At 66.0% G+C, this 23,226-nt stretch carries 26 protein-coding genes and 4 tRNA genes; 13 read left to right on the forward strand and 17 right to left on the reverse strand.

Annotated elements, in window-relative coordinates; translation table 11 throughout:
• The first annotated feature begins 159 nt into the window (after positions 1-159).
• The 4 genes from minC (at position 160) to WS45_RS08930 (ending at position 2,628) form a co-directional block, all read left to right on the forward strand.
• On the forward strand, positions 160-927 hold the full coding sequence (gene minC, locus WS45_RS08915) for a septum site-determining protein MinC (protein ID WP_059530157.1): 768 nt from the start codon (positions 160-162) through the stop codon (positions 925-927).
• A 59-nt stretch (positions 928-986) separates the two neighbouring features.
• A complete protein-coding gene (gene minD / locus WS45_RS08920; protein ID WP_044849298.1) occupies positions 987-1,802 on the forward strand; it encodes a septum site-determining protein MinD in 816 nt (271 codons plus the stop codon).
• 12 nt (positions 1,803-1,814) lie between these two features.
• Entirely contained in the window at positions 1,815-2,069 is a 255-nt protein-coding gene (minE, locus tag WS45_RS08925; RefSeq protein WP_006486661.1) for a cell division topological specificity factor MinE, read from the forward strand.
• 157 nt (positions 2,070-2,226) lie between these two features.
• On the forward strand, positions 2,227-2,628 hold the full coding sequence (locus tag WS45_RS08930) for a YXWGXW repeat-containing protein (protein ID WP_059530155.1): 402 nt from the start codon (positions 2,227-2,229) through the stop codon (positions 2,626-2,628).
• A gap of 116 nt (positions 2,629-2,744) precedes the next feature.
• Here the strand turns inward: WS45_RS08930 and WS45_RS08935 are convergent, their stop codons facing one another.
• Entirely contained in the window at positions 2,745-4,286 is a 1,542-nt protein-coding gene (locus WS45_RS08935) for a chloride channel protein (protein WP_059699433.1), read from the reverse strand.
• Between the two features lie 175 nt (positions 4,287-4,461).
• On the opposite strand from WS45_RS08935, the gene waaC reads away from it, so the two are divergent.
• Positions 4,462-5,460, forward strand: a complete 999-nt coding sequence (gene waaC / locus WS45_RS08940) for a lipopolysaccharide heptosyltransferase I (RefSeq protein WP_059699435.1) — start codon at positions 4,462-4,464, stop codon at positions 5,458-5,460.
• A 57-nt stretch (positions 5,461-5,517) separates the two neighbouring features.
• Here waaC and WS45_RS08945 read toward each other — a convergent pair whose 3' ends face one another.
• The 9 genes from WS45_RS08945 to rph form a co-directional block, all read right to left on the reverse strand.
• Complete coding sequence (locus tag WS45_RS08945) at positions 5,518-5,697, reverse strand: hypothetical protein (protein WP_059530148.1); 180 nt, start codon at positions 5,695-5,697, stop codon at positions 5,518-5,520.
• Between the two features lie 98 nt (positions 5,698-5,795).
• The gene (locus tag WS45_RS08950) at positions 5,796-7,106 is read right to left on the reverse strand and encodes an MFS transporter (RefSeq protein WP_059680776.1); all 1,311 of its coding nucleotides are present in this window, start codon (positions 7,104-7,106) and stop codon (positions 5,796-5,798) included.
• 300 nt (positions 7,107-7,406) lie between these two features.
• Positions 7,407-7,898, reverse strand: coding sequence for a TonB family protein (locus WS45_RS08955; protein ID WP_059699436.1), 492 nt, complete (start codon positions 7,896-7,898; stop codon positions 7,407-7,409).
• A 274-nt stretch (positions 7,899-8,172) separates the two neighbouring features.
• On the reverse strand, positions 8,173-8,466 hold the full coding sequence (locus WS45_RS08960) for a hypothetical protein (RefSeq protein ID WP_059530138.1): 294 nt from the start codon (positions 8,464-8,466) through the stop codon (positions 8,173-8,175).
• Between the two features lie 157 nt (positions 8,467-8,623).
• The gene (locus WS45_RS08965) at positions 8,624-9,025 is read right to left on the reverse strand and encodes a hypothetical protein (RefSeq protein ID WP_059507119.1); all 402 of its coding nucleotides are present in this window, start codon (positions 9,023-9,025) and stop codon (positions 8,624-8,626) included.
• A gap of 151 nt (positions 9,026-9,176) precedes the next feature.
• Positions 9,177-9,264: transfer RNA gene (locus tag WS45_RS08970), tRNA-Ser, on the reverse strand.
• Positions 9,265-9,306: 42 nt separating this feature from the next.
• Positions 9,307-10,521, reverse strand: coding sequence for a radical SAM family heme chaperone HemW (hemW, locus tag WS45_RS08975; protein WP_059699438.1), 1,215 nt, complete (start codon positions 10,519-10,521; stop codon positions 9,307-9,309).
• Between the two features lie 34 nt (positions 10,522-10,555).
• Positions 10,556-11,185 (reverse strand): RdgB/HAM1 family non-canonical purine NTP pyrophosphatase, encoded by a 630-nt coding sequence (gene rdgB / locus WS45_RS08980; RefSeq protein WP_059530132.1) that lies wholly within the window; start codon positions 11,183-11,185, stop codon positions 10,556-10,558.
• The gene (rph, locus tag WS45_RS08985) at positions 11,178-11,918 is read right to left on the reverse strand and encodes a ribonuclease PH (RefSeq protein WP_059530129.1); all 741 of its coding nucleotides are present in this window, start codon (positions 11,916-11,918) and stop codon (positions 11,178-11,180) included. Before rph ends, rdgB begins: the two co-directional genes overlap by 8 nt.
• A 175-nt stretch (positions 11,919-12,093) precedes the next feature.
• On the opposite strand from rph, the gene WS45_RS08990 reads away from it, so the two are divergent.
• From WS45_RS08990 to WS45_RS09005, 4 genes are all read left to right on the forward strand, one after another.
• Positions 12,094-13,017: a YicC/YloC family endoribonuclease gene (locus tag WS45_RS08990; protein ID WP_059467048.1), complete on the forward strand. Its 924-nt coding sequence runs from the start codon at positions 12,094-12,096 to the stop codon at positions 13,015-13,017.
• A gap of 6 nt (positions 13,018-13,023) precedes the next feature.
• Positions 13,024-13,707: a guanylate kinase gene (gmk, locus tag WS45_RS08995; protein WP_059530126.1), complete on the forward strand. Its 684-nt coding sequence runs from the start codon at positions 13,024-13,026 to the stop codon at positions 13,705-13,707.
• A gap of 58 nt (positions 13,708-13,765) precedes the next feature.
• Positions 13,766-13,969 (forward strand): DNA-directed RNA polymerase subunit omega, encoded by a 204-nt coding sequence (gene rpoZ, locus WS45_RS09000; protein ID WP_006025620.1) that lies wholly within the window; start codon positions 13,766-13,768, stop codon positions 13,967-13,969.
• Positions 13,970-14,032: 63 nt separating this feature from the next.
• Entirely contained in the window at positions 14,033-16,399 is a 2,367-nt protein-coding gene (locus WS45_RS09005; RefSeq protein ID WP_059699440.1) for a RelA/SpoT family protein, read from the forward strand.
• Positions 16,400-16,577: 178 nt separating this feature from the next.
• Here the strand turns inward: WS45_RS09005 and WS45_RS09010 are convergent.
• From WS45_RS09010 to WS45_RS09020, 3 genes are all read right to left on the reverse strand, one after another.
• Positions 16,578-16,654 (reverse strand) — tRNA-Arg (locus tag WS45_RS09010).
• Positions 16,655-16,715: 61 nt separating this feature from the next.
• Positions 16,716-16,792 (reverse strand) — tRNA-Arg (locus tag WS45_RS09015).
• A gap of 62 nt (positions 16,793-16,854) precedes the next feature.
• Positions 16,855-16,931 (reverse strand) — tRNA-Arg (locus tag WS45_RS09020).
• 130 nt (positions 16,932-17,061) lie between these two features.
• Between WS45_RS09020 and greB the strand changes: the two genes are divergently transcribed.
• A complete protein-coding gene (gene greB / locus WS45_RS09025; protein WP_059699443.1) occupies positions 17,062-17,625 on the forward strand; it encodes a transcription elongation factor GreB in 564 nt (187 codons plus the stop codon).
• 107 nt (positions 17,626-17,732) lie between these two features.
• On the opposite strand, the gene WS45_RS09030 is transcribed toward greB, so the two are convergent.
• Positions 17,733-18,875: a porin gene (locus WS45_RS09030; protein ID WP_059530117.1), complete on the reverse strand. Its 1,143-nt coding sequence runs from the start codon at positions 18,873-18,875 to the stop codon at positions 17,733-17,735.
• Positions 18,876-19,382: 507 nt separating this feature from the next.
• The gene (locus WS45_RS09035; RefSeq protein ID WP_059530114.1) at positions 19,383-19,646 is read right to left on the reverse strand and encodes a hypothetical protein; all 264 of its coding nucleotides are present in this window, start codon (positions 19,644-19,646) and stop codon (positions 19,383-19,385) included.
• Between the two features lie 393 nt (positions 19,647-20,039).
• Here WS45_RS09035 and WS45_RS09040 point away from each other — a divergent pair, with 393 nt between their 5' ends.
• On the forward strand, positions 20,040-20,243 hold the full coding sequence (locus WS45_RS09040) for a cold-shock protein (RefSeq protein ID WP_027783827.1): 204 nt from the start codon (positions 20,040-20,042) through the stop codon (positions 20,241-20,243).
• A gap of 160 nt (positions 20,244-20,403) precedes the next feature.
• The gene (locus WS45_RS09045; protein ID WP_059699445.1) at positions 20,404-21,531 is read left to right on the forward strand and encodes an exonuclease domain-containing protein; all 1,128 of its coding nucleotides are present in this window, start codon (positions 20,404-20,406) and stop codon (positions 21,529-21,531) included.
• A 37-nt stretch (positions 21,532-21,568) separates the two neighbouring features.
• Here the strand turns inward: WS45_RS09045 and WS45_RS09050 are convergent, their stop codons facing one another.
• Positions 21,569-22,162: a chorismate mutase gene (locus tag WS45_RS09050; RefSeq protein WP_059699447.1), complete on the reverse strand. Its 594-nt coding sequence runs from the start codon at positions 22,160-22,162 to the stop codon at positions 21,569-21,571.
• Positions 22,163-22,383: 221 nt separating this feature from the next.
• Positions 22,384-22,530 (reverse strand): hypothetical protein, encoded by a 147-nt coding sequence (locus WS45_RS35620; protein ID WP_167359231.1) that lies wholly within the window; start codon positions 22,528-22,530, stop codon positions 22,384-22,386.
• Between the two features lie 197 nt (positions 22,531-22,727).
• Between WS45_RS35620 and WS45_RS09055 the strand changes: the two genes are divergently transcribed.
• Positions 22,728-23,117 (forward strand): DUF2946 domain-containing protein, encoded by a 390-nt coding sequence (locus tag WS45_RS09055; RefSeq protein WP_059530106.1) that lies wholly within the window; start codon positions 22,728-22,730, stop codon positions 23,115-23,117.
• Positions 23,118-23,226 lie beyond the last annotated feature (109 nt).

Genomic DNA, 23,226 nt, shown 5'->3' on the forward strand with positions numbered 1-23,226 from the left:
ATGCGCGGGCCGCACGGTGCGATGAATACCCGGCCGCCCGTCCGATTGCCCGCCTGCCGGTTGCGCGTTCGCCGCGACCGTCGCCACCCGGTTCCCCAAAAATAATGGCCGCGCGCGTGGACGCCTGTAAAATACGCAAAAATTTTTTGCAGAGTGTCCATGTCGCTTAAAAAATCGCCATTCTTCGAGCTGCGCAGCGGATCGGTCGATACGTTGCTGTTCACCGTGAAGACGACCGATCTCGATGCGTTGCGTACCGAACTGGTCAAGCGCTTCGAAGCGACTCCCGAGTTTTTTGCCGATGATGTCGTCGCGATCGACGTCCGCCGCCTCGCGGACGGCGAACGCGTCGCGCTTGCCGACATCCGCCAGATGCTGAACGATGTGCGGATGCGCCCGGTGGGCGTCGTCGCGCTCGCCACGCAGGGCTGGGCGGCGGAAGCCGGCCTGCCGTTGCTCGAGGCGCGCGACCGCCGCGTGTCGACGGCGAAGCCGGCCGAGGAAGCGGAGCCGGCGCCTGTCGCGGCCCCGGCCGCTGCCGCGGCAGCCGAACCGGCACCGGAACCCGCGCCGACGCCGGTTGCGGCGGGCGGCCAGACGCTGGTGATCGATCGGCCGCTGCGTTCGGGGCAGCAGATTTACGCGAAAGGAGACCTCGTGGTGCTTGCGCCGGTCAGTCACGGCGCCGAGATCATCGCGGAAGGCAACATCCACATCTACGCGCCGTTGCGCGGCCGCGCACTCGCGGGCGTGCACGGCAATCACGACGCGCGCATTTTCTGCACGTGTCTGGAGCCGGAACTGATTTCGATCGCGGGTATCTATCGAACGACCGAGAACCCGTTGCCCGCCGACATACTGGGCAAATCGGTGCAGATCCGGCTCGAAGAGGAAAAACTGATGATCGAACCGCTGCGCCTGACGTGATTCACGCGGCACGCTCCGGATCGATCGGCTCTCATTGACGAACACAGGGTATTGGGTAAATGGCAAAAATCATCGTGGTGACTTCGGGCAAGGGCGGCGTAGGCAAGACGACGACCAGCGCGAGCTTCGCGTCCGGCCTCGCGCTGCGCGGCCACAAGACGGCCGTGATCGACTTCGACGTCGGCCTGCGCAACCTCGATCTCATCATGGGCTGCGAGCGTCGCGTGGTGTATGACCTGGTCAACGTGATCCAGGGCGAAGCGAACCTGAACCAGGCGCTGATCAAGGACAAGAAGTGCGAGAACCTGTTCATCCTGCCGGCGTCGCAGACGCGCGACAAGGATGCGCTCACGCGTGACGGCGTCGAGAAGGTGCTGAACGACCTGGTCGCGATGGACTTCGAATACATCGTCTGCGATTCGCCGGCCGGCATCGAGGCGGGCGCGCTGCACGCGATGTACTTCGCGGACGAAGCGCTGATCGTCACGAACCCGGAAGTGTCGTCGGTGCGCGACTCGGACCGCATTCTCGGCATCCTGTCGTCGAAGACGAAGCGCGCGGCCGAAGGCAAGGATCCGATCAAGGAACACCTGCTGATCACGCGCTACAGCCCGAAGCGCGTGAGCGAAGGCGAAATGCTGTCGCTCGAGGACATCAGCGAGATCCTGCGCATCAAGCTGATCGGCGTGGTGCCGGAATCGGAAGCCGTGCTGCACGCATCGAACCAGGGTCTGCCGGCGGTGCATATCGACGGCACCGACGTTGCGGAAGCGTACAAGGACGTCGTCGCTCGTTTCCTCGGCGAGGACAAGCCGCTGCGCTTCACCGATTACCAGAAGCCGGGCCTGCTGCAGCGCCTCTTCGGCAGCAAGTAACGGAGGCCGCCCATGTCCATCCTTTCGTTTCTCCTCGGCGAGAAGAAGAAGTCCGCATCGGTCGCGAAGGAGCGCCTGCAGCTCATCATCGCGCACGAGCGGGTCGGCGGCCGGCCGCCGGCCGATTACCTGCCGGCGCTGCAGAAGGAGCTGGTCGCGGTCATCTCGAAGTACGTCCATATTTCGAACGATGACATCCGCGTGAGCCTCGAGCGCCAGGACGATCTCGAGGTCCTCGAAGTGAAGATCGAGATCCCGCAAGCCTGACGCTTGCCTGTCCCCCCGCACGGCGGCGCATGCCGTCGTGCGCGTCTTACGCCCTGTTGCACTTTCGGGCTCGCCGTAACACGGCGCCTGTCGGCCGCCGATCGACCTCCCGCATTGAACGAATACGCTCGCGTCATTTGTTAATCAGGAGGTTGTAATGGCTGTCTCTACCGTTCGACGTCGTATCGTTTCGCTCGCGCTGTTCGCCGCGGGCCTGTCAGCCATCGCCGCGCCGCTTGCCGCACGTGCGGACGAAATTCTCGTCGGTGCGCCGGTGATGGTGCAGTCGGGCCGGATGGTCGTCGCCGAACCGGTGGCGGCGCCCGTCGAGGAAATCGTCGTCGTCGCGCCGAATGCGCCGCCGCCCGTGCGCTACGAGGTCGTGCCCGACGCGCGCGTCGGCTATGTCTGGGAGCGCGGGCACTGGCGCTGGGATCACGGTCGCTACGTCTGGATCGGCGGTCACTGGGAAGCCGAGCGCATCGGCATGCACTGGGTGCCGGGCCACTGGGATCAGCGTGGCCCGAACTGGTTCTGGAACCGCGGCCACTGGGCTTGACGGAGGCCTGCGATGAAACGAACCGCCATTGCCATCGCGCTCGTCGCGATCACGCTCGCCGGCTGTATCGTCGTGCCGGCCCGTCCCGTCTATTATCGGCCGGCGCCGGTGGTGATCTACTGAGGGTCACGCGGGCCCGTCCGCGCCGGGCCGCTCGCACCGGATGCTGACGGGTCGGGTTCGTGCGGCGTCGCCGTCGTGTGCGTGGCGACGTTGCCGGCCACCGGGGCCTCCGGCTCGCCAGCGTCCCGCTCGCGCAGGGTGTCGAGCGGATCGGCTGGCGCGGCGGCTGCATCCTGCGGCTCGACGACACCGGCCGCAGCCGCCGGCGCCGCGGCGGGTTCGGCGGTGGCGGCGGGCGGCGCGAGATAGCGCTCGGCGAGTGTTTCGTAGAGCGGCGGCGCGAAGAAGCGCGCCATGCGGCTCGATACCAGCGCGGTCGCCATCAGCGAAATCACGAGCGCGTGACCGTTGATCATCTCCATCACGATCACGAACGACGTGATCGGCGACTGGGTGACCGCCGCGAGGTAGCCGACCATCGCGAGCGCGATCAGCATCGGCAGGCTCATGTCGCCGAACACGATGTGCAGCAGGTTGCCGAACCCGGCGCCGATCGACAGCGAAGGCGCGAAGATCCCGCCCGGGATGCCCGGCAGGTATGACGCGACCATCGACACCATCTTCAGGAACGGATAAAGCACCGACAGGCGTTCATGGCCGTCGAGCAGGCCGCGCGCCTCGGCATAGCCGCTGCCGAACGTCGTCCCGCCCGACACGAGGCCGACGACCGCGATCACGAAGCCGCACAGCGCCGCGAACGCGATCGGGCGCTCGCGATACAGGCCGAGCAGGCGCGCGGGCAGCCAGCGGCCCGTATTGAGCAGCAGCCAGCTGAAAAGGCCGCCCGCGATGCCCGTCACGATCGCGGTGACGAGCACGGCGACGGCCAGCATCTTCGGAAAATGCTGGCCGGCGTCGATCGTGCCGAAGTACGTGTAATTGCCGTTCAAGCCCAATGCGACGACACCGGCGAGGATGATCGCGGTGATCAGCACGCCGCTTGCGCGGGCGGAGAAGCTGCGGGTCAGCTCCTCGATCGCGAACACGATCCCGGCGAGCGGTGTGTTGAACGCGGCCGACAGGCCGGCCGCCGCGCCGGCGAGCACGAGCTGCCGTTCGATCTGCGCGTTCGAGCGCGGGTAGAAGCGCCGCAGGTTGAACATCAGCGCCGCGCCGACCTGCACGGTCGGGCCTTCGCGGCCGATCGTGAAGCCGCCGAGGATCCCCAGGAACGAGATCAGGACCTTGCCGAACAGGATGCGCAGCGTCAGCAGTCGCGCACCGAATGCGCTCGGGCTCGCGTGCAGTGTCGCGATGACCTGCGGGATCCCGCTGCCCTCGGCACCGCGGAAGAAGCGGCGCGTCAACCATGCCGACGCCGCGGCGATCGACGGCGTCAGCAGCAGCGGCAGCCATGCGGCGTGCTCGCGCATCGTGCGGAATGTGTCGTAGCCCCAGTCGATCAGTCGCGCGTACAGCACCGCCGCGAGGCCGACGGCGATCGCGCCGAGCCAGAACACGCCATACTGGCGCCAGATCCGCAGCGACCGGCGGGTGAGAGCAGGAAACAGCGCGGGAAAGGGAGGGCGTTGCATCGGCAGCGGGCCGGAAGAGCAAAGAACGCATTATAAAAAGAACCCGATGCGGCCGGGGCTCGACAAATATTCACAAGAACGTCGCATTTTGTTGCAAATGTAATGCCGGCGTAATGTCTGCGCACCGCAAGCGTCGTTAGCATGGCGCAATGGCCAGCCATTCCTCATAACGAACGTGAAACGCATCCTCATCGTGAAAGTGACGTCGCTCGGCGACGTCGTCCAGACGCTGCCCGTCGTCGCGGACCTCCATCGCGCCTTCCCGGGCGTGACGGTCGATTGGGCCGTGGACGAATCGTGCGCGGAGGTCGTGCGCTGGCATCCGGGCGTGAGCGAGGTGCTCTGCGCACCGCTGCGGCGGTTCAAGAAGCTGCGCAACGGCGGCGACCTGAAGGCGATCTCCGCGTCGATCGGCGCACTGCGCGCGCACCGCTACGACGCCGTCATCGACCTGCACGGCGTCTACAAGAGCGCGATCATCTCGGCACTCGCGCGTGCCGCACGCCGTGTCGGCTATCAGACCCAGGATCTCGGCGAGACGGGTGCCCGTTTCGCGTACTCGCATCGCTTCGGCCCGCGGCCGGACTGCGACGCGTGGCACGGAATGCGCGTGAGCGCCGGCGAGGCGCTGGGCTATGTCCCCGAAGGCATCGCCACGTACGGAATCGTCCCGCCGCAGGATGCGAACCTGCCGCCCGCCGTGGCCGACGGCGCGCCGTTCATGCTGCTGTTCCATGCGACGTCCAATCCCGACAAGAAATGGCCGGCCGACGACTGGGCCGCGCTGGCCATCCGGATGATGGCGCGCGGCGTGCGCGTGCTATTGCCGTGGGGATCGGCCGCCGAGCACGACGATGCGAAGGACATTGCCGCCCGCGCGCCGGGCGCGATCGTGCTGCCCGCGATGTCGGTGCGTGAACTGGGCGCGGCCATCGGCCGGGCTGCGCTCGTGGTGGGGGTCGATACCGGGTTCGTGCACATGGCGCACGCGCTGCAGCGGCCGACCGTGATGATTTTCGTCGCAACCTCGCGCCACCATTGCGGCATCGGCGGCGCACCGAATGCACTGTCGATCGGCGAGCCCGGCGTGCCGCCGTCGGTGGCGCAGGCACTCGATGCGATCGATGCGGTCGGGCCGGCCTACGACGCGCAGCGCGAGCGGCTGACGGCCTAGCCTGCACAGGCCCGGCTTTCGGTGTGAACAGGCCCCGGGGAAACGGAGCCAATCGGTTCAGGCGAGCAGCGCTTCGACCGTGATCACCGCGGCGACGGCGGCCAGGTTGGCGAGCAACGCCTCGAACAGAAGGCCGCGCCAGGTTTTCGGCCGGAAGCGTGCCGCGAGCAGCAGGGCGCCACCCAGCGCGAGCGCCAGGATCAGCACGAGGTCGGCGTTGTTGAGGTGGATGTTCATCGCGGCGGCTCCTTCGGGGATCCAGGGGGGCGCCACGGCGCCCCCGGATCGAGTATAGGCAGCGCCGCCCGCCGCACAACCCGGGGCGCCCCGGAGGCTCAGACGAGCGATGCGTCGCGGGTTTCGCGCATCAGCAGCACGCCGATCAGGCTGATCGCCGCCGCGACCGACACGTAGCCGCCGACCCACGACAGGCCGCCTCGCGCGGCGAGCAGCTGCGCGATGTACGGCGCGATCGACGCGCCGAGGATCCCGCCGAGGTTGTACGCGACGCCCGCGCCCGTATAGCGGACGTTGGTCGGGAACAACTCGGGCAGCAGCGCGCCCATCGGCGCGAACGTCACGCCCATCAGGAACAGCTCGAGCGTCAGGAACAGCGCGACGAGCGGCATCGAGCCGCTGCCGAGCAGCGGCTCCATCGCGAAGCCGGACAGCAGTGCGGCGATCGCGCCGACGGCCAGCACCGGCTTGCGGCCGAAGCGATCCGACGCCCATGCCGACAGCGGCGTCGCGAGCCCCATGAACACGACAGCAAAGCACAGCAGGCCGAGAAAGCTCTGGCGCGGAATATGCAGCGTCGACACGCCGTACGACAGTGAAAACACGGTCGAGATGTAGAACAGCGTGTAGCAGACCACCATCGCGAGCGCGCCGAGCAACGTGGGCTGCCAGTGTTGCGAGACGAGCGTCGCGACCGGCACGCGCACGCGTTCGTTGCGGTCGAGCGCGGCCTGGAACGCCGGCGTCTCGGTGATCTTCAGCCGTACGTACAGGCCGAGCGCGACGAGCACCGCACTGACGAGGAACGGGATGCGCCAGCCCCAGCTGCGGAATTGCTCGTCGGACAGCGACAGCGCGAGCGCGAAGAACAGCCCGTTCGACATCAGGAAGCCCACCGACGGGCCCAGTTGCGGGAACATCCCGAACCAGCCGCGCTTGCCTTGCGGCGCGTGCTCGGTCGCGAGCAGCGCCGCACCGCCCCATTCGCCGCCGAGGCCGATGCCCTGGCCGAAGCGCAGCACGCACAGCAGCACCGGCGCGAGCGTGCCGATCGTGTCGTAGCCGGGCACGAAGCCGATCGCGGTAGTGGACACGCCCATCACGAGCAACGACGCGACGAGCGTCGACTTGCGGCCGATGCGGTCGCCGAAGTGGCCGAACAGGAACGAGCCGATCGGCCGCGCGATGAACGCGATGCCGAACGTGACGAATGCGGAAAGCGCCTGTGCGGTCGCGGAGCCGTGGGGAAAGAACACGGGGCCGATGACGAGTGCCGCGGCGGTCGCATACACGTAGAAGTCGTAGAACTCGATCGCGGTGCCGATGAAGCTCGCGAACACGATGCGCCGGTGGCTGACGGCGCCGGCCGAACCGGTTGCGTGTGCAACGGCCGGGGGAGATGCGGACATGGATGTCTCCGTTTTGTCGTTGGGCATTCGACTGAGCGTGCGCTCGGGCGGGCAGGTGGACGCCTGCCGGGAGAGCGCAGCCGGGCGGATGATGCGGTAGCGGCGTGGACGCGCGTCGTGGCGCGGACGTCACCCGCCGGTCGACGATGGAGACGGATAGGCCGCCGCCGCCCTGTGCCGGCATGGTCGGCTCGCATGCCGGGTGCGGCGCGCGAACGCGCGCGCGGGAGGGTGGCCGCGCGATTGCGGAAAATTATAGCCAGCGCCGCGACATAGCGGCAATCGCGGGTGGGCGCGGGCTCAGTCGATCGATTGCGCCTGTGCGGATGCAGTGCTTTGCAGCTGGAAATGGCCGTCGTCGTTGAACAGCCAGCCTTCCATCATCTCGAGCCGGCCATTGCCGTCCAGCAGTTTCGACGGCGGTGGCGGCAGCGGTGCCGAGCGGCGCAGCGACGCGAGCGCGAGCCCTTCCGCTTCGCTGTCGCCGTTGCTGCGATAGACGGACGCGTTGACGAGGCGGCCGCTGCCATCGACGGTGTACGCGACGACGACGAGCGAGCGCAGCATCGCCTGCGGCGTCCCGTGCGAGACGCCGGACGGATTGTGCTCGGTCACGCAGCGCGCGACTTCCACGCGATATTGGTCGCGATTCGCGCTGCGGATGACGGACGGAATCGTCAGCACCGAGTGCAGCGACGGCGGCGGCGTGATCGTGCACGCGGCAAGCAACGAGGCGGCGACCAGCGCGGCAATACGCAGCCAGCTGGCGCATGAGAGGGGAAGAGGGGACATGGCGGAGTGCCGGAGGGTGACTATAAAAAAATGATAGGCGTCCCGGCGCGACCTGTTATCGGGAGAAACGCATAGTGGGCGAAGCGCGACCTGGCGATTCGCGAAGGATGGCGATCGGCGGGCCGACCGGCATGCGTCGCGATGTGACGTGACATGTGACGTGACATGTGACGTGACATGTGACGTGACATGTGACGTGACATGTGACGGCGCGGGCGCGATATGTGCTCGCGCATCGTGCGCCGTGGCGGTGGGCGTGGCCCGACCGGCCCGCTCAGTAGCCGTGCGTGACGAGCGACAGAACGGACAGGTCCGGATGCGTGCCGTCGATGATGCTCTTGCCGATGTGCACGGCTTCCCGAACCGCTTCGTCGACGCTCGCGAAGCTTTCCTCGCCGTCGGCGTGGAAGGGCACCGCATGATCGGGCAGCGCGGGATTCACGCCGGGATGGCAGACATAGCCGGTGTAGGTGTAACGCGTGTCGCTGCCGGGAGCGAGGCCCGGCACCACATGGATCTCGAAGCCTTCGTAATCGACGTGATCCGTCGCTGTCGACAGTTCGGTCATGGCGGTCTCCGTGGGCCGCTCGCACGGATGGTGCGGGCGGCATCGAGTCGCGGCGGCGGTCGTGTCGCCGTGCTGATCGAATTCTAGGCGATGGCGGCCCGGCTCGTGAGGCGCGCGCGCGTCGTCGGCTGCCACGGCGGGCGTGCCGTGTCGCGCGTTACCGCGTGCAGCGCGCGTCCTTGCGCTGCACCACGAGGATCACGGGATACTTCTCGCCGTGCTCGAGTTCCACAGGCGCGACGACCGTCAGCGTCGCCGGGTCGGAATCGTCGTACACGCTGACCTGTTCATTGCGGATATAGGTCACGCCGGTGCAGTTCGATGCGCGCCCATCGTCCGACACCTTGCACTGGATCTCGTTTTCCTTCAGGTAGTTGTACGGCGTCGGGCTCGCGAGATATTCGCGCAGGCTGCGCGGCGAGCCGCCGACGCCCTTCACATACGCGATCGCGCACGAAGGCGTTTGCGCGTCCGTGCCGGAGGCGGAATCGGCGGCCGCGGCGTGCGTGCCGACGGCAGCCAGCAGGGCGACGAGCGACGAGGCGATGAAGGGCTTCATGACGTGGTTTCCCGTTTCGCGAATCGGAGCGCCGGATTGTAACGGCATCGCGCGAGATGCGTCGGCCCGTTGTGCGGGCACCGTGCGTGGCGCGCGGCGGACAAACAAAAACCCCGTCATTCGATGAATGGACGGGGTTTGGCGAACTTCCTGGCGGAAGCGGTGAGATTCGAACTCACGGACAGTTTCCCGTCGCCGGTTTTCAAGACCGGTGCCTTAAACCGCTCGGCCACGCTTCCACACGAGGCGGCATTGTAACCGAAATGCCGCCTCGTTCAGCCTCAATCGTCGCGCAGGAACAATTCCTGCAAGTCGTTGAGGAAACGTTGACCAAGCGGTGTCGGCGCGATCTGCGCAAAATCGCGCGTGATCAGTCCGCGCTGCTCCGCTTCCTTGAGTGCCGGCTCGATCGTGCCGATCGGCAAGCCCGTGCGTTCGACGAAGCTGTGCACGGGGAAGCCCTCGACGAGCCGCAGCGTGTTCAGCATGAACTCGAACGGCAGGTCGCGCGCACCGACTTCACGTTCCTCCTGAACCGGCGTGCCGGCCATCGCCTGTTCGATGAAGGTGGCCGGATGCTTGTAGCGTGCCTGCCGCAGGATCCGGTTCGGGAACGACAGCTTCGTGTGCGCGCCCGCGCCGATCCCGAGATAGTCGCCGAAGCGCCAGTAGTTCAGGTTGTGCTTGCACTGATGATTCGGCTTCGCGTAAGCGGACACTTCGTAGCGGTCGTAACCGGCCTCGGCCGTGCGCGCGTGGATCCATTCCTGCATGTCGGCCGACGCGTCGTCGTCGGGCACCGCGGGCGGAAACTTCGCGAACAGCGTGTTCGGTTCGAGCGTCAGGTGATACAGCGACAGATGCGGCGGCGCGAACGACAGCGCGGTCTCGATGTCGGCCCGGCATTCGTCGAGCGTCTGGTTCGGCAGCGCGAACATCAGGTCGAGGTTGAAGTTGTCGAACGTCTTCGCGGCGATCTCGACGGCCGCGCGCGCCTGCGCGGTGTCGTGAATGCGGCCGAGCGCCTTCAGATGGCCCTCGTTGAAGCTCTGGATGCCGACCGACAGGCGGTTCACGCCGCTCGCGCGGAACTGCGCGAACTTCGCGGCCTCGAACGTGCCCGGGTTGGCCTCGAGCGTGATCTCGGCATCGGCATCGAGCGGCAGCAGCGCGCGCACGTCGGACAGCAGCCGGTCGAGACCGGCCGCGGACAGCAGGCTCGGCGTGCCGCCGCCGATGAACACCGTATGCACCTGCCGGCCCCAGACGAGCGGCAGCGCCTGTTCGAGATCGGCGCGCAGCGCGTCGAGGTATTCGGCTTCCGGAAACCGCTCGCCCTTCCACTCGTGCGAGTTGAAATCGCAGTACGGGCACTTGCGCACGCACCATGGAAAATGCACGTACAGCGCGAGCGGCGGCAGCGACGTGAGCCGTACCTGCCCGGGCGACGTGAAGGCCGCGACGACGCGCGCGCCGGTTTCCGCGGCCTGGCTCATGCGGCCTCCGGTTGCGAATGCGTGACGAAGACGATCATGCCGGTTCCTCCGCGAGCCGCGCGAGCAGTGCCTTCAGCGCGAGCGCGCGATGGCTGTGCGTGTTCTTCACGGCCGGCTCGAGTTCGGCTGCCGTCGCGCCGAGCGACGGCAGGTGGAAATACGGGTCGTAGCCGAATCCGTGCTCGCCGCGCGGCGTGTCGACGATCTCGCCCGCCCAGCGACCTTCGGCGAACAGCGGCTCGGGATCGTCCGCGTGGCGCACCAGCGCGAGCACGCAGCAATAGTATGCGCGCCGGTCGGCGACGCCGCGCAGCTGCTCGACGAGGTACGCATTGTTCGCCGCGTCGCCCTTGTCGCCGCCCGCGCGCTGCGCGTAGCGCGCCGAATAGACGCCCGGCGCGCCGCGCAGCGCGCGCACGCACAGGCCGGAATCGTCGGCGATCGCCGGCAGGCCGGTGAGCCGCGACGCGTGGCGCGCCTTCGTCAGCGCGTTCTCGATGAACGTGCCGAACGGCTCTTCCGCCTCCGGCACGGCCAGATCGCCCTGCGGCACGATCTCGATGCCGACCGTCGAGAACAGCGCGGTGAACTCGCGCAGCTTGCCGGCGTTGTTCGACGCGAGCACGATGCGCGACAGCGGCGCGAGGGTGCGATCGTCAGACATGGCCGGCGCCCAGCACGTCCTTCTGCAGCTGCACGAGCTGGCCGATCCCGCTTTGCGCGAGGTCGAGCAGCGCGTTCATCTCGGCGCGCGAGAACGGCACGCCTTCAGCGGTGCCCTGGACTTCGACGAAGCCGCCGGCGCCCGTCATCACGACGTTCATGTCGGTGTCGCAGCGCGAATCTTCCGCGTAGTCGAGATCGAGCACGGGCGCGCCTTCGTACACGCCGACCGAGATCGCGGCGACGTGGTCGGTGATCGGCGAGCGCGCGAGCTTGCCGGCCGCGATCAGCTTCGACACGGCGTCGTGCGCGGCGACGAAGGCGCCGGTGATGCTGGCCGTGCGCGTGCCGCCGTCGGCCTGGATCACGTCGCAGTCGATGTGGATCGTGCGCGGGCCGAGCGCTTCGAGATCGAACACCGCGCGCAGCGCGCGGCCGATCAGGCGCTGAATTTCCTGCGTGCGGCCCGTCTGCTTGCCGCGCGCGGCTTCACGGTCGCTGCGCGTGTGCGTCGCGCGCGGCAGCATCCCGTATTCCGCCGTCAGCCAGCCCTGGCCGCGATCGCGCAGGAATTCGGGCACGCGTTCGGCGACGCTCGCGGTGCAGATCACCTTGGTATCGCCGAATTCGACGAGTACCGAGCCTTCGGCGTGTTTCGTGTAATGGCGCGTGAGGGCGACCTTGCGCAGTTCGTCGGCGCGGCGGCCGCTCGGGCGGGACAGGGAAGACGTCATGGGGGAATCGTGGACGGAAGAGGAAACCCCGATTTTAGCGCCGAACGGCAGCCTTGCCCGGCGGGGTGGGGCGCAAAAATGGGATAATGCGCGCTTCCCGCCCCGCGCCTTGCAATGCGCCGGGCGCCTCGACATATTCCCGCCCGAGAAGGGCACCCAGACGGCGAGACGAACCATGATCTACAGCATGACGGGCTATGCGAGCGCGACGCGCGAACTCGCGACGGCTACCGGCAACGGCGGCACCAGCGTGTCGGTCGAACTGCGCACCGTGAACTCGCGCTTCCTCGACCTGAATTTCCGCATGCCGGACGACGTGCGCGCGTGCGAGCCCGCGCTGCGCGAAATGCTGATGAACAAGCTGTCGCGCGGCAAGGTCGACGTGCGCATCAACCTGCAGCGCGGCGAGCAGAGCATCGGTGCCGGCGCGCTGAACCAGACGGCCCTCGGCCAGCTTGCCGAGCTCGAGCGCTCGGTGCTCGATTCGTTCCCGGGCGTCGGCCGCCTGCGCGCGGGCGAGATCCTGCGCTGGCCGGGCGTGCTCGCCGAGAGCGGCGTGTCGGCGGAAGCGATCCGCGACGCGGTGCTAGCGTGCGGCAAGGAAGCGATCGGCGAGCTCGTCGTCGTGCGTTCGCGCGAAGGCGCGCAGCTGGCGACGATGCTGCTGTCGAACGTCACCGAAATGGAAGCGATCGTCGCGCGCATCACGCCGCTCGTGCCGGAGCTGATCGCGAAGCATCAGCAGAAGATCGTCGAGCGGCTGCAGGAAGCGCTCGGCCTCGCGGCGCCCGAAGGCAGCGCGCCGATCGTCACGCGCGAGGAAGCCGCGGAACGCATTCGTCAGGAAGTGACGATGTACGGCATCCGGATCGACATCGCGGAAGAACTGTCGCGACTCACCGCGCACCTGAACGAAACGCGTCACGTGATCGAGAAGGGCGGCCGCGTCGGCAAGCGTCTCGACTTCATGATGCAGGAACTGAATCGAGAAGCAAACACGCTCGGCTCGAAGGCGGCGGCAAAGGAACTGGCCGACGCATCGATGGCGCTCAAGCTGTTGATCGAGCAGATGCGTGAGCAAGTGCAAAACCTGGAGTAACGCAACATGACCCATCCCACTCACGACGGCCACGCGTCGCATGCGCTGCACGGCGGCGTCTATCCCGGCAACCTGTTCATGGTCATCGCGCCGTCGGGCGCCGGCAAGTCGACGCTCGTGAACGCGCTGCTGTCGAAGGACAGCGACATCTGCCTGTCGATTTCGTACACGACGCGCAAGCCGCGCCCGGGCGAGCAGGACGGCCAGCACTACCACTTCACGACCGTCGAGGATTTCCGCACGCGCCACGCCGCGCACGAATTCCTCGAAAGCGCGGAGGTGCACGGCAACTATTACGGTACGTCGCGCGTCTGGATCGAAGAGCAGATGATGAACGGCCACGACGTGCTGCTCGAGATCGACTGGCAGGGCGCGCAGCAGGTGAAGAAGCAGTTCCGCAACGCGGTCGGCATCTTCATTCTGCCGCCGTCGCTCGACGCGCTCGAGGAACGTCTGAAGAAGCGCGGCCAGGACGAACCGAACGTGATCACGCGACGCCTGCTCGCGGCGGGCAGCGAGATGGCGCACGCGTCCGAAGCGGAATACGTCGTGATCAACGAGAATTTCGATCGTGCACTGGCCGAGCTCGAATGCATCGTCGCGGCGACGCGCCTGCGCTTTGCTTCGCAGTACGCGCGACATGCCGAGCTGTTCATCGAGCTCGGCATCCATTTGCCCCACGCGGAATGACGCGGGGGTAGAGGGACATAAGGTAGAATAGGGACTATATTCAGAAGGAATTACCAACATGGCTCGCATTACCGTCGAAGACTGCCTGAAGCAAATCCCCAACCGCTTCGAACTGGCGCTCGCCGCCACTTACCGCGCGCGGCAGCTCGCGCAAGGCCATACGCCGAAGATCGAGAGCCGCGACAAGCCGACCGTCGTCGCGCTGCGCGAGATCGCCGCCGGCCAGGTCGGCGTCGAGATGCTGAAGAAGGTGCCGGTGTAACGCGCATCCGGCCCGTTCCAGCCATGTAGTCCACGCGCGCAACGACTCGACCTGGAGGCGAATATGAGCACCACCCCATCGTCCGCCTCCGCGGATTCGACCACCGAAGCCACGGCCCAGTCGCCTGCGCGCCAGTACATCGACGCGGTCCTCGAACAGTCCTTCCGGCATCTGTTCGGGCCGACCGCCACGCCGGAGCAGCCGCGCAAGCACGGCGTCGTTTCGATCGCGAAACTGACGACCGCGCTTGCCGAGTATCTCCCTCCGGAAGAAATCAAAGAGGTCAAGGCGGCGTTCCACTTCAGTGACGAAGCCCACCTCGGTCAATATCGCCAGAGCGGCGAACCCTATATCACCCATCCCGTCGCCGTCGCGGAAATCTGCGCCGGCTGGAAGCTCGACGCGCAGGCCGTGATGGCCGCACTCCTGCACGACGTGATGGAAGACCAGGGCGTGACGAAGAGCGAGCTGGCCGAACGGTTCGGCCCGAAGGTCGCTGAACTGGTCGACGGCCTGTCGAAGCTCGACAAGATGGAGTTCCGCAGCCGCGAGGAAGCGCAGGCGGAAAACTTCCGCAAGATGCTGCTCGCGATGGCGCGCGACGTGCGGGTCATCCTCGTCAAGCTCGCCGACCGTCTGCACAACATGCGCACGCTCGGCGCGGTGCCGATGGAAAAGCGCCGCCGCGTCGCACGCGAGACGCTCGACATCTACGCGCCGATCGCGCACCGCCTCGGGTTGAACAACACGTATCGCGAGCTGCAGGACATGAGCTTCGCGAACTTCAACCCGCATCGCTACGCGACGCTCGAGAAGGCCGTGAAGGCCGCGCGCGGCAACCGCCGCGAAGTGATCAGCAAGATCCTCGAGGCCGCGCAGCGCGCGATGGGCGACGCGAAGCTCGACGCCGAGATCACCGGCCGCGAAAAGACGATCTACAGCATCTATCGCAAGATGCGCGACAAGCAGCTGTCGTTCTCGCAGGTGCTCGACGTATACGGCTTTCGCGTCGTCGTCGAGAATCCGCTCGACTGCTACACGTGCATCGGTGCGTTGCACGCGCTGTACAAGCCCGTGCCCGGCAAGTTCAAGGACTACATCGCGATCCCGAAGATCAACGGCTATCAGTCGCTGCACACGACGCTCGTCGGCCCGTTCGGCGCGCCGATCGAGTTCCAGGTGCGCACGCGCAAGATGCACGAGATCGCCGAGGCGGGCGTGGCCGCGCACTGGCTGTACAAGAACGGCGGCGCGGATCTGAACGACGTGCAGAAGCGCGCGCATCAGTGGCTGAAGTCGCTGCTCGACATCCAGAGCGAAGCCGGCGATTCGAGCGAATTCCTCGAGCACGTGAAGATCGACCTGTTCCCGGATGCGGTCTACGTGTTCACGCCGAAGTCGAAGATCATGGCGTTGCCGCGCGGCGCGACGGCGCTCGATTTCGCGTATTCGATTCACAGCGATCTCGGCAACCAGTGCGTGGCCGTGAAGATCAACAACGAGTTGCTGCCGTTGCGTACCGAGCTGAAGAGCGGCGACATCGTCGAGGTGATCACCGCGCCGTATTCGAAGCCGAACCCGGCGTGGCTCGGCTTCGTGCGCACCGGCAAGGCACGCTCGGCGATTCGTCACTACCTGAAGACGATGCGCCTGAACGAGTCGGTGCAGCTGGGCGAGCGGCTCGTCGACCAGAGTCTGAAGGGTTACGGGCTCGCGCTCGCCGATGTCACGCCCGAGGTGTGGGAGAAGCTCGTCCAGTGGACGGGCAACAAGAGCCGCCAGGAAATCTTCGCGGACATCGGCCTTGGCCGCCGCGTCGCCGCGGTGATGGCCAAGCGCATCGAGGTGCTGATGAGCGGCCGCGATGCGGACGACGATCTGCCGAAGTCCGAGCGGCATCCCGCACACAATGCGCCGCCGGTCGTGATTACCGGCACGGAAGGGATGTCCGTGCAACTGTCGGCGTGCTGCCGGCCGATTCCGGGCGATGCGATCATGGGCTATATCGGCATCGGCCTCGGGATGGCGATTCATACGACCGATTGCCGGGTCGCGCAGCGCATCCATCGTCGCGATCCGGGCCGCTGGATCGACGTCGAGTGGGCGCCGCAGCCGGGTCGTCTGTTCGACGTCGCGGTGAAGGCGCTCGTGAAGAACACGAAGGGTATCTTCGCGCGTGTCGCGGCGGACATCACGTCGGCCGACGCGAACATCGTGCACATCGCGATGGACGAGGATCTGACGCACGAATCGACGGTGCTGCGGTTCGTGATCCAGGTCAGCGATCGCGTGCATCTCGCGAACGTGATGCGGCGCGTGCGGACCAATCCAGACGTGATGCGGATCATGCGCGAGCGCTCGACCGACGACAGCGTGCATGCGCGTCACGACGGCGGCATGCGCATCGAGCGCGAGCGGCAGGATTACTGACGCCGCGCGTGGGTTTGCGGCGGGATACGACGGCGGCCACGGGCCGCCGTTTTCGTATGTGCCGCGGGTCGGGTGGTGTCGCGCAGCGGCAACCCGACTCGAGCCGAGCGGGCGATGGCCGAAGAGAAGAGGAGCGGAAAAGAAAAAAGGGCCTTCCCGGAGGAAGGCCCTTCTGAGGTGGCGCGGCTGGCAGGATTCGAACCCACGACCCCTTGGTTCGTAGCCAAGTACTCTATCCAACTGAGCTACAGCCGCACGCAAAACGGTACTGCTTCAACTGTCGGAGCCTTCTGCGATGGGAAGGCCCCCAAAAAGGTGGCGCGGCTGGCAGGATTCGAACCCACGACCCCTTGGTTCGTAGCCAAGTACTCTATCCAACTGAGCTACAGCCGCACGCAAAACGGTACTGCTTCAACTGTCGGAGCCTTCTGCGATGGGAAGGCCCTCGAAAAAGGTGGCGCGGCTGGCAGGATTCGAACCCACGACCCCTTGGTTCGTAGCCAAGTACTCTATCCAACTGAGCTACAGCCGCACGCAGAAGCGGAAGTATAGCAGGGTTGTATAAAAAGGGAAGCCTTATTCGCAAAAAATGTCACCCGATCTTGGGCGGCCGCGTTCGTGTACCCTTGATGCACCAGTCATCCATGTGTTGAATCTGCATCATGAACAAGGCGTTTGTCAAAGAGTCGGACGGCGACGACGACGATCTCGACCCGAGTCAACCCGCGATTCCGGCGGGCACGAAAAACTACATCACCCCGGCCGGCCACAAGCGGCTCAGGGACGAACTCCTGAACCTGATCGACGTCGAGCGTCCCGAGGTCGTGCGGCTGGTGTCGTGGGCGGCGTCGAACGGCGATCGGTCGGAGAACGGCGACTACATCTACGGCAAGCGGCGGTTGCGCGAGATCGACCGCCGGATCCGCTTCCTGACGAAGCGGCTCGATCTCGCCGAAGTCGTCGACGCGAGCCGGCAGGAGAATGTCGACCAAGTGTTCTTCGGCGCGACCGTCGATTATGCGACGCCGGACGGCGAGGATCACACCGTCACGATCGTCGGGATTGACGAGGTCGATCTCGATCGCGGTTGTGTCAGCTGGATCTCGCCGGTCGCGCGGGCCCTCATCAAGGCGAAGATCGGCGACACCGTCACGCTGATGACGCCGGCCGGTCCCCAGCCGATCGACGTGCTCGACGTTCGCTATCCGGCACCGGGCAGCACGTGAGCAGCGAGTGGCGCATCCGCGCAGTGCCGCGCCGAAACGACGAGCGCCCCGGGGTGGGGCGCTCGTCATGACGCTCCCGGCCGAAGCGCCGGGACCGATGGCGTGGCTCAGAAGCGGTGGCGCATGCCGGCCGTGACCGCGATCTGCTTGTTCGTCGACGACGCGGTGCCGAGCCCGTTGATGTTCGCGCCGACCGCCAGGCCGTCCGCATTGACCCGCTGGTACTCGCCCTGCAGATACAGGTCGGTGCGCTTCGACAGCGCATAGTCGGCCTGCAGGTTGAACTGGTGCCAGCTCGGCGTCTGGCCGTCGAGGCGGCCGTCGGTGTACGTGTACGAGCCCGCGAGCGAGAACGCCGGTGTCAGCGCGTAGCGGCCGTTCACTTCGTAATTGTTGAAGCGCGTGCCGCCGGCGAGCGGGATGCCGCCCGACACACCGGACTGCCCGGCGCTGATCCTGGCCGAATCGGTCAGGCGCGTCTGCGTGAACACGAAGCCGGCCGTCGCGGGCCCGAACGTGTAGTTGAGGCCCGCGCCCCAGGTGCGCTGACGGCTGGCGGCAAACGTCCAGTCGCCGGCCACCGCGCCGGGGTCGCTGGCTGCGAGCGACAGCGCGTTGATGTTGTTGTTGAGCTGCATGTACGCGGCCGCGACGTTGAAGCCCATATAGCTGTACGACGCGCCTACGCTGTATGCGCGGTTGTTCGAGAAATCGCTGGAATTCGAGAAGCCGTACAGCGCGCCGAACTTCAGGCCGCCGTAATTGGCACTCTGATACTTGACCGAGTTGTTGATCCGGAACGAGTTGTTCAGGTTGTCGTTGTCGAACGGATGCGCGAACTGCGTGCCGCCGTATTGGGTGCCGGTCAGCGACAGCGGGCCGAGGAAATCGACGACGCTGTCGTACTGGCGGCCGAGCGTGAGCGACCCGTAGCTCTCGTGCGCGAGGCCGACGAACGCCTGGCGGCCGAATTCGCGGCCGTTCTGCTTGAGCGAACCGTTGTTGATGCCGAAGCCGTTTTCCAACGTGAAGATGGCTTTCAGTCCGCCACCGAGATCTTCGGTGCCGCGCAGGCCCCAGCGGCTGCCGTTGATCGAGCCGCTCGTCTCCTGCCACGCGCTGTGGCCACCCTGGTTGTTCGTATAAGTGATGCCGGCGTCGATCAGGCCGTACAGCGTGACGCTGCTTTGCGCATGGGCGGCAGTGGCGCACACGCCGGTCAATGCGGCGACGATCAGGGGCTTTTTCATGATCTGTCTCCAGACAGGATGATGTCGATCGAACCTGCTGCGGGCATCGGCGGCGTCGCGGGTTGGCGACGCCGTGCGCGTGGAGCGCGGCACCCTCGTCGGAAATCCATTTGCAGTGTACGGATGGGGCCGGGTGCAGAAGAAAATTGCTTCCGGCAATACTGTATTTTGAATCCCGCAAGAATAAGTGTATGCGCCGGGAGCCCCGGCCATCAAGGCTTTGCGGCAGCGCAGCAGGCGGAGAAGGTGCTCAGGACTGCATAAAGGGTGTCGTGGACGTTGCGCGATCGCGACAGGCATTCACTGGCGGGCGGAAGCAGGCATAGCGCGATTATTGACACATCGGCAATAGAGGTTTGTGTGGAGCATGGATAATGAAAGGATGTTCTCTCGCTATACTGCGATCTCTGCTTTCCGAAGCAGACTTTTTCGTTGACGGAAAAGATCTCCAAACCTTTGTCGGCGCGACTTCCCAGTCGCGCTTTTTTTTGCCCGTCTTCCAGGTCCCTATTGCGTGTACGAGCGTCGCTTGCGCTTTCCCGTCGGCGGCGTGTCGTCGGCTTCGGGTTGCGGCGGCGTATACGTCCAGTCTTCCATCACGTAGTGACGGGCGTCCAGCGGTGACGCCAGCAGGTTCTGCCAATGATCGCCGTGCCAGGTCGGGTCGAATTCGGTGTCGCAAGGTGTGTCGCGGGACTCGGCCAACGCGCGGGACTTGCGGCGCACGCGTGCGAGTCGGCTCGCGAAGCGTTTGATTCCGTCCAGCCACATGACCTTCTCCTTCCATTGCCTTGCACCAGCATCGCAACGTCCCTCGTTCTTCGCAATCCGGAAAAAACCCGAGGATTTTACCGCCCCGATTTGTCCCCGGTAGGTTTTTCACGGTTTCGATTATGTGGGATTCGATCCCGGTAATATTGACAGGTTTTTGGTGCGGATCAATTAATAAAAGGCGATGGTGTACCGATTCCAGTGGTATTGACGTTTTTTTGATAAAGAAAGCGCCAAAAATTCCCTTGACGCGCCTGGATTGTCCAATTTATAAAGTCAGCACTCCGTCCCCGGGCGGAGCGCTGGGGGTGAGTGTCGGCGCGCCGTTGCGGGATTTCGGGAAGCGGCTATAAACAGTAGCTTTTTTGATCTAATCGAGTGGGGAACGAAGGTATGGATACCGGTATCGTAAAATGGTTTAACGATGCTAAAGGTTTCGGCTTTATTACGTCCGACAATGGCGGCGAAGATTTGTTTGCGCACTTTTCCGAAATCCGCATGGACGGCTTCAAAACGCTGAAGGAAAACCAGCGCGTTTCCTTCGAAGTGAAAGTCGGGCCGAAAGGCAAGCAGGCAGCGAATATCCAGGCGGTCTGACGCGCCACGCATTGCCGAACTCGTCCGGCCCCCGCATCGCGGGGGCTTTTTGCTTTTCGGGGCACGAAAACCCGGGACCGGCGAATCGAATCCGCTTCGGACTGGTCGCGAACACGCCTGCCGGTGCATACTCACGGAAGCATCGTTTCTCCCGCCTTTTATGTCCGATTTCAGCCCGTCAGATCCCGCCTGCGAACAGCCGCTCGTCTTCGTCGACCTCGAAACCACCGGTGGTTCGTCCGCCGAACACCGCATCACTGAAATCGGCGTGGTCGAAATCGGCCCGCTGGGCGTGTCGACATGGACGACATTGGTCAACCCGGGGCAATCGATTCCGCCGTTCATCCAGCAACTGACGGGCATTGCCGATGAGATGGTGCGCGACGCGCCGTCGTTCGCGTCGCTCGCGCCCGTGCTGTTCGAGCGGCTCGACGGCAAGCTGTTCGTCGCGCACAACGCAAGCTTCGACCGGGGCTTCCTGCGTGCCGAATTCGAGCGCGCCGGCTTCGCGTTCAATCCGGACGTACTGTGCACGGTGCGGCTGTCGCGCGCGCTGTTTCCGCGGGAGGCGCGACACGGACTCGATGCGCTGATCGAACGCCACGGTCTCGTCCCCGCCGCCCGCCACCGGGCGCTCGCGGATGCCGATCTCCTTTGGCAGTTCTGGCGGCAATTGCACGAGATCGTGCCGCTCGAGCGTCTGCGCGACCAGATTACGCGCACGACGCGCCACTTCCGTCTCGCGGGCGGCATGACCGAAGCGTGGCTCGATACCGCGCCGGCCGGATGCGGCGCGTACGCGCTGTTCGGGGAGGGCGACGAAGCGCTGTACGTCGGCCGCAGCGTGCGCGTGCGGCAGCGCTTGCGTGCGCTGCTGACCGGCGAGCGGCGTTCGTCGAAGGAAATGCGGATTGCGCAGCAGGTGCGGCGCGTCGAATGGCGGGAGACCGGCAACGAGCTCGGCGCGATGCTTGCGGAAGCGCAGTGGATCGCTCGCCTGCGTCCGTCATACAACCGGCGTCCCACGGCCGAAAGTGGCCGTGCCGGCAATGCGCCCTGGCCGTTCGACGGCCCGGTCGCGTTCGAGGCGAGCGGCGAGCGCCGCCTGTTTCACGTGATCGACGGCTGGCGCTACCTCGGTGCGGCCGAATCGCTCGATGCGGCCGCGCGGCTCGTGGCCGACGGCGCGGACGGTGCGTTCGAACCGCATACCCATCGTCTGCTGCAGACGCATCTCGCGCGCGGCCTGCAACTGATTCCGCTAGCGGCGCTCACGCCAGCCGACTGAGCACGGCCGTGCTGCCGCGTGCAATGGCCGTGCGCCGTCAGCCGATCGCACTGGCGCCGCCGGCGGAGCAGACGTGCGACAGCGCGATGCCGAGCGCCTGCGTCTGGGTGCGGTCGTAGCGGGTCAGTGTCTTCCAGTTCGCGATGCTGCGTGCGAGCCGCGCCTGGCAGTCGGGGGCGTCGCGCAGCGGTGCGACTTGTGCGAGGCCGGCCAGCATCTTTTGCGTGAGCTGATCGAGCGCCGGCCGCGTGCTGGTCGCGAGGTCGGGCGGGGAGCCTTCCGGCGGCCGCGTCGCGCGCCACGTTGCAAAGAGCGCGTTCTGCACGTCCTTGCTCGCGGCGATCTGATCCTCGAAGAACGTGCGCGCGAACGCCGGATCCACGCCGGACTGTGCGGCGCGTTTTTCGACCGATGCGAGCAGTGCCGCTTCGCGCGGCTGGTCCTCGATCGCCTTGTGATTTGCCCATTTCCATCGCGCGACGGGTTCGGCAAGCGCGAGCCGCTGCGATGCGAGCGCGACGAGATTGGTGAGCGCGGTGTCGTCGCCGTCCGCGCGTGCGATGTGCGGTGACGAAAAAAAGGCGACGCCGAGCGCGGCGACAGCGACGCTGGCACGAATGGCTTGTTTCATCGGAACGATCGGGAGAACCGGACGGGCCGGAGGTGGGAAAACCAGAAGGATAGACGAAGACAGTCGCGCGGCGGAACGACGCGACAGAAGAATCAGCGGACGCGCTGATCCGACACCGTCAGGCCGTTGCAGCCCGGGTGCGAAGCGATCTGCGCCGAAAACGCAGCGATGAACCGCACGATATCGATCGACACGTGGCGGTTACAGAACGGAACGTAGGTTCACTTCGGCGAGTACAGCTTGTGCTGCTCGTCGAAGAATGCCCGGACATACTCGGGCAACTCGGCGAGGAATTCCACGCCGACGGGTTCCGGATCCGGGCTCATCACTTGCTCGGGCGGGGGCATGCGGGTTGGTCTTTCGTCCATGGTCGTTTCTCCAGCAGGTTCAATAATTATCAACCTCGCGCTCGGATTTATGCCAGAGGCGAATCGTTAGATTTTGTCTCTGTTGTATTAACGGCACATGCGCTGCTGCGCACCGTGCGATGCCGGCTATTGCACCTCGCACGTCGGCAACGATCGGGCCGCTTGTTATACTTGCGCGCACTTTTTCCTGGACCGCGATGAAACGAACGACGCGATGGATCGGCCTCGTATGGTTGGCGCTCGTACTGAACGTACTGTCGCCCGTCGTCGGCTACGCGCGTCTCGCATCGAACGGTTCCGGCGAGCTCACGCTCGAATTGTGCAGTGCGGCAGGTGCGCGTCAGATCGTCCTCGCGCAGTCGGGCGACGACCGCGGCACATCGTCGTTCGACCATGCCGGCGTGCCGCACTGCGTGTACTGTCCCGGCTTCGCGGCGAACGTGGCGCTCGGCACGAGCCTACCTGCGTTGCCGGGCTTCGTGCGCGCCTTCGCGTACCGGGCCGCCGCCCCGGCCGTTCCCGTTTTTCCCCGCAAGGGCATCCGCCTCGCGCAGCCGCGCGGCCCGCCTGAAAACGTCCCGATCTGATTGATATCGTCCGCGCGCCCCGGTGGCGCGCGTGCCGCCCGCGGCCCGGTCCGCGCGCCGCGCCGTGTGCGCGCGGCGCGTCGGCTCGCGCCCGGCGGCGTCCGGTCAC

This window comes from Burkholderia sp. RF2-non_BP3 (genome assembly GCF_001522185.1).
GTDB lineage: Bacteria > Pseudomonadota > Gammaproteobacteria > Burkholderiales > Burkholderiaceae > Burkholderia > Burkholderia diffusa.